General features: G+C 62.0%; 4 protein-coding genes and 1 pseudogene. 1 reads left to right on the top strand and 4 read right to left on the bottom strand.

Features of this window, described 5'->3' with window-relative positions:
- Positions 1-572: MgtC/SapB family protein (locus A2J01_RS00510; protein ID WP_064111421.1), on the top strand; the 572-nt coding region annotated here is incomplete at its 5' end.
- An 18-nt stretch (positions 573-590) separates the two neighbouring features.
- Here the strand turns inward: A2J01_RS00510 and A2J01_RS00505 are convergent.
- From A2J01_RS00505 to A2J01_RS00490, 4 genes and pseudogenes are all read right to left on the bottom strand, one after another.
- Positions 591-1,952: a lipase family protein gene (locus tag A2J01_RS00505; protein ID WP_064111418.1), complete on the bottom strand. Its 1,362-nt coding sequence runs from the start codon at positions 1,950-1,952 to the stop codon at positions 591-593.
- A gap of 64 nt (positions 1,953-2,016) precedes the next feature.
- A complete protein-coding gene (locus A2J01_RS00500; protein WP_064111416.1) occupies positions 2,017-2,466 on the bottom strand; it encodes a GNAT family N-acetyltransferase in 450 nt (149 codons plus the stop codon).
- A 5-nt stretch (positions 2,467-2,471) separates the two neighbouring features.
- Positions 2,472-2,960, bottom strand: a complete 489-nt coding sequence (locus A2J01_RS00495) for a GNAT family N-acetyltransferase (RefSeq protein ID WP_231915384.1) — start codon at positions 2,958-2,960, stop codon at positions 2,472-2,474.
- Between the two features lie 2 nt (positions 2,961-2,962).
- Positions 2,963-3,435 (bottom strand): annotated as a pseudogene (locus tag A2J01_RS00490) (TerD family protein); the annotation flags it as partial.

Raw genomic sequence — 3,435 nt, 5'->3', positions numbered from 1 at the left:
TCTTCGTCATCATGGGCGCGTACGGGTTTCAGGGCCCGGACGCCGATCCGACGCGCGTCGCAGCGCAGATCGTCTCGGGGATCGGTTTCCTCGGTGCTGGAGTGATCATGAAGCAGGGTGCGTCGGTCACCGGCCTGAACACTGCCGCCACTCTGTGGGCCACTGCCGCCGTCGGCGCACTGGCCGGCGGCGGAATGTACTGGGTCGCGGTGTTCGGTGCCGGCGCAATCATGTTGGCGAACACGCTGTTGAGGCCGTTGGGCCGGATGATGGATCACCAGCCTGCCCGAACCGGACGCGAAGAACCACCCGCGGACTACACCTTCGAGGTGACCTGTCACGGCGACGCCGAAGCTCACATCAGAGGTCTTACCGTGCAGTCCATTTCGAGGCCCGAGTTTCAGCTCCGGTCAGTGCAGTCCTTCGACATCCCGGACAGCGACCGCGTGCGGGTGGTGGCCGAACTGGCTGCCGCGGAGCGAGACGACGGACTCCTGGAATCCGCCGTCAGCCGACTTAGCCTTGAACCGTTGGTGACTCACGTTCGGTGGGAGGTGGAACCGTCGAAGTAGATTCAGGCTCGCTGTCAGTCAGCGCGCATGTTCTTGCGGCGCAAGTGAGTTCCCCGGTGCAATGTTCGCGCAGTTGGACGGTGCAGGCTTGCCGTTCAAGCGGTCGTCGACCCAGGCGAGCGCACCGGGGAGCCAGAGCATGGCGCCGAGGAAGTGGCTGATGGTGTCGTACTGGTCGTACTGAATCGCCAGGCCGGCGTCGCAGTACTTGCGTGCGAGGGTGCGGACGTCGCCCGTGATCATCACGCCGTCTCCCGCTCCGACACCGGGGCCGCCGGGTTGGGTGCCCTCGATGGTGCCGTTGGCCGCCTGCGCGATGAACATCGGAATGGTCGGTGTCGCCGCGGTGCCCATGTTGATCTTGTTCACGACATCGACGTACTCGGGAACCGTATTGGGATCGGCGTACTCGGGTTTGACCAGATCCTGCCAGGTCAGTCCGGGATACTGTGCCAGCACATTGCCGATGGACGCGTCTTCGAGTCGAGCCATGACGTCGCGTCCACGGTCGCTGAGATACTTCCCGAAATCGATGTCGTACGAACGCGCAACGCCGACGACTGCCATGCCGACCACGCCGCCCCACCCGATGCTTCCGCTCGCGTAGCGAAGGTTGTTGGCCGGATTGACCAGCACGCCTCCCTGCGCGGCACCGATCAAGTTGTCGTTGATCTCCGGTGCATATGCGGGAGCGAGTATCGAAGCCCAGTTGGTGGCGATCGCTCCGCCGGAGTAACCCATCAGCGCGATCTCTGCGTCGTCGGTGATTCCGGTTTCCGGGACATCGCGGGCGGCACGCAGAGCGTCGAGCGTCATCATCCCGTATTCGGGTCCGGCAGCGAAGTTTGCATCCGGGCCCTCGGTGTCCGGGACGACGATCGTGTAGCCCAATGCGAAGAGCGGCCCGAACAAGGCTGCCTCGATGGACGTGAAGGTACCGCCGATGTTGAAGTTGCGTCCGCTGGGAGTCCAGTCGCCGATCGGGGTGTTACCCGCGATAGCCCGCGACGGACTGTCGTCGGGGTTCAGCGAATCGTAAAAGGACTGGTACGAAACAACTTTGTTCGGTTGGGCGTTGGCCGGGCGCAGGATCGAGGTGACGTTGGCGGACGGCTGTCCCAGGGCGTCGGTTGATCGGTAGAGAACCTGGACTGCCTGTATCGGGGTCGGGATGTTGAGCACGGTGTACGGCACGGTGCGAGTCTCGAGTACCGCACCCGGGGCGTACGACGAGAGGGGTGCCGCGCCGTCGTAGCTGTAGAAACCGTCATCGGGGGACTTGGCAAGGACTGGCTGCGCGAGCGCTACCGGTGCGCCGACGCCTGTCAGTGCAAGCGCGAGTACTCCGACAACTGCGCGAGATATGACCCTTGACGACATACTCGTCCTCCACATTGGTGTGCCACGCCCCACCCTGAGATCGTGGTGTGACGACCACCATATATTACTCGTGGGTAATGTGGGGATCGGTCAGATCGGTCGTCGTATCGAGGTCTCGACGTAGGAAGATTTCGGAGGACTCGCCTGGGAGTAAAAGAACTCCCGCGTCGGTGTACCCCATTGCGCGATAGAAGTTCTGGGCTGATTCGTCGGCGAGTGTGGAGGTGAGGACCTGCGAGTGTCCCGCGCGGCTCATGCGTTTTTCCCAATCTGTGACCAAAGCGCGCCCGATGCCTTGGCCGCGGTTCGAAGACAGGACGGTCAGCATGTTCATGAACGGAATCTCGTCCCAGAACAAGCCCCAGCGCAGCCATCCGATTGGATTACCGTTGTCATCGGCGATGAGTATCCGGCCGCGTTGGACCACTGACGCGAGTTCCTCGGCAGCGACGTGCGAGTCGTGCTCACGTAAGAACGGCAAGTCTGTCTGTGCTGCGACGCGAATGTTCACCACAGAAGTCAGTATCGCCGTTCAGTCGGAGTTGATGGCGTTCGGCTTGGACAGGTAGAAGACTCCGGGATGTGGCTGGGGTCCGGCGGCAATTGGGAGTAGCCCGCTCGGGTGTACAGGCGAATGTTCCGCAGGCTCCTGCTTCCGGTGAACAGCTCGAAACGTGTGATGTGCTCCGGAGCGTTCTGTTCCACGTGCTGCAAGAGGCGTCGGCCGAGGCCGTTGCCCGCCAAGTCCGGTGCCACCATGAGGCGACCGATCTGCCATGCGGTTCCGTCCGCGGTTCCTCGCACGGCCCCGACGAGCCGGCCGCCGCGTCGTGCGGTCCAGACAGTCGACTCCTGAACCCAGGCTCGGACCGTGGGTAGGTCCTCGTGGAGCGGGGGTATGTCCATGCTGTTGTTGGAGATTGCTTCCGAAACCCAGCAACAGCGTTGTAGAACAAGGATTTCCGCGGCGTCCTCGTCCGTTGCGCGCTCTATGACTATCTCGTTCATTGTCAGTCTTCGTTGTCGACTTGTTCTTCACGAGGGAGATCGGACGCCTTCGGGGCGGCGGGGACCCATTCACGGAGCGGTTGAACGACTTCGGAGTAGAAGATTTCGGCCGAACTGGTCACACTGTTGATGAAACTCGCAGCAGTACCCGAACGCTTGCTGCCGAGTGTGAAGGACTGTGTCAGTACGAATGAACTGAGTTGGCCGCCTTGACTGTCTGTCAACAGACGTGGCGTTGTGCGCGCGGATGCAACGGTCTCGCAAGTCGACGAGGCCGGGCCGGTGAACAACGCTTCGACCAACAATTCGGCAGGAGCATTCTTCAACTGACGCAAAACCCAGGTGACTCGTTTTCCCGAAGTGCCTTCGTCTGGTGCAGAAACCGTTGTACTGCAGCTCACTTTGTTGGTTCTCAAATCAGCAGTAACCCGTAGCTCTCCGGCTGCGTCGGGGATTCGGAGGGTGGCGCTGAAGG

The sequence above is a fragment of the Rhodococcus sp. EPR-134 genome (genome assembly GCF_001647205.1).
In the GTDB taxonomy this organism is placed as follows: Bacteria; Actinomycetota; Actinomycetes; order Mycobacteriales; family Mycobacteriaceae; genus Rhodococcus_F; species Rhodococcus_F qingshengii.
This window is presented reverse-complemented; position numbering and strand designations above follow the sequence as displayed.